Source organism: Roseateles sp. P5_B10, assembly GCF_056400485.1.
Map to the genome: position 1 here is coordinate 1 of NZ_JBFULE010000866.1, position 2145 is coordinate 2145.

The following is a 2145-nucleotide window of genomic DNA, read 5'->3' on the forward strand; positions in this document are numbered from 1 at the left end:
AAATACTGGTCGGGCCAGCTCGAGCTGACAGGCCTCAGCCTCGGCACGACCGCAGCCGAATACCGCGTCTGCCGCTACAGCGCCGACTACAACGGCAGCGGCGGCATGTTCACGGCCGACTGGAAGGCCCTGGAGAACGAGGAGCATCCGGCGGTCTATGCCCGGGTCACGGGTTCGCTGGCACGTCAGAACTTCCTGGTCATCAAGGGCAACCTCGATTGCCCGACGGCGCCAGCGGTCAACCCCAGTGCCGGCGTCTTCGCCGACTACTCGACCATCCAGCTGCAGCCTGCCCCCGGACCTTAGCCGCCGCGTTGGCGGGCCCTAGACTGCTCGCATGAATTCGCCCGCAATCACGGCGGCGCTGCAGCGAGCGCTTTCCCTGGCCGAGCAGGCCATCGGCTTGACCGACCCCAACCCCCGCGTCGGCTGCGTCATCCTGGCTCCCGACGGCCGGGAACTCGGCGCGGGCCACACCCAGCCGGCTGGCCAGGCCCATGCCGAAGTGATGGCGTTGCGCGATGCAGCCGCGCGCGGCCACGATGTGCGCGGCGCGACCGCCGTTGTCACCCTCGAGCCCTGCTCCCACCATGGCCGAACGCCTCCCTGCTGCGATGCGCTGATTGCCGCCGGCATCGCGCGCGTCGTGGCTGCGGTCAAGGACCCCAACCCACAAGTCGCCGGCCAGGGCCTCGCGCGCCTGAAGGCTGCCGGCCTGCAGGTTGAACTGGCGGACCCGGCCATCGCCGAGGCGGCCAGCGAACTCAACATCGGCTTCTTCTCGCGCATGCAGCGCGGCAGGCCCTTCGTGCGCCTGAAGTCGGCCATCTCGCTCGACGGCCGCACCGCCCTGCCCGATGGCCGCAGCCAATGGATCACCGGCGAGGCCGCCCGCACCGACGGCCATGCCTGGCGCAAGCGCGCAAGCGCCGTGCTGACCGGCATCGGCACCGTGCTGGCTGACGACCCGCGCCTCGATGTGCGCCTGGTGCCGACTGCTCGTCAGCCGCTGCGCATCGTGCTGGACCCGCGAGGCCGCATGCCAGGCGGCGCCCGCATCCTGCAGCCCCCCGGTGAGGCCCGCGTCATCGGTCCCGGGCGGGCCGATCTGGCCGCGCTGCTGACCGAACTCGGCGCCCAAGGCATCAATGAACTGCATGTCGAAGCCGGTCCGACGCTTTCCGGGGCTTTCCTCGATGCCGGCCTGGTCGACGAGCTGCTGATCTACCAGGCGCCCATGCTGATCGGCGAAGGCCGCCCGCTCGCGGCGCTGAGCCCGCTGGCCGAACTCGGCGACGCGCGTCGCTGGCGCCTCATCGAAGCCACACCCATCGGCCCGGATCTGCGCCTGCGGCTGCGTCCGAAGTAACGCCCCACGCGGCACCAGCCGCTAGGGTCGCCACCTACAATCGCCGGCTATGCCCATCTCCCCCATTCCCGAGCTGGTGGCCGAGCTGGCTGCCGGCCGCATGGTCATCCTCGTCGACGAGGAAGACCGTGAGAACGAAGGCGATCTCGTGCTGGCGGCCGACCTCGTCACGCCCGAGGCCATCAACTTCATGGCCCGCTACGGCCGCGGCCTGATCTGCCTGACACTGCCCCGCGAGCATTGCGAGCGCCTGCAGCTGCCGCCGATGACGCGGCGCAACGGCACCCAGCATGGCACCGCCTTCACGGTGTCCATCGAGGCCGCCACCGGCGTCACGACCGGCATCTCCGCCGCCGACCGTGCCCGCACCGTGCAGGCGGCCGTCGCGGCGGACGCCAAGGCCAGCGACCTCGTGCAACCCGGTCACATCTTCCCGTTGCAGGCCCACGACGGCGGCGTGCTGATGCGCGCCGGCCATACCGAGGCCGGCTGCGACCTGGCGCGCATGGCCGGCCTGTCGTCCACCTCGGTGATCTGCGAGATCATGAAGGACGACGGCACCATGGCTCGCCTGCCCGACCTCGAGATTTTTGCTGCCRAGCATGGCCTGAAGATCGGCACCATCGCCGACCTCATCGAACACCGCAGCCGCCACGAGAGCCTGATCCAGCGCGTTGCCGAGCGGCGCCTGACCACGGCCCAGGGCGAGTTCGACTGCCAGGTCTTCACCGACCGCACCGGCGGCACCCACCTGGCGCTCAGCCAAGGCCAGTGGA

General features: G+C 70.5%; 2 protein-coding genes and 1 pseudogene. All 3 read left to right on the plus strand.

Going from position 1 to position 2145, the window contains the following annotated elements:
- Positions 1-306 (plus strand): annotated as a pseudogene (locus AC1DU6_RS28630) (hypothetical protein); the annotation flags it as partial.
- A 31-nt stretch (positions 307-337) separates the two neighbouring features.
- Positions 338-1369: a bifunctional diaminohydroxyphosphoribosylaminopyrimidine deaminase/5-amino-6-(5-phosphoribosylamino)uracil reductase RibD gene (gene ribD / locus AC1DU6_RS28635; protein WP_477861279.1), complete on the plus strand. Its 1032-nt coding sequence runs from the start codon at positions 338-340 to the stop codon at positions 1367-1369.
- Positions 1370-1418: 49 nt separating this feature from the next.
- Positions 1419-2145, plus strand: a 727-nt coding sequence (ribB, locus tag AC1DU6_RS28640) for a 3,4-dihydroxy-2-butanone-4-phosphate synthase (RefSeq protein ID WP_477861281.1), incomplete at its 3' end; no start/stop codon positions are given.

Excerpts from the sequence above, each read along its gene's own strand:
- ribD (WP_477861279.1), top strand. The coding sequence starts at position 338 with ATGAATTCGCCCGCAATCACGGCGGCGCTGCAGCGAGCGCTTTCCCTG.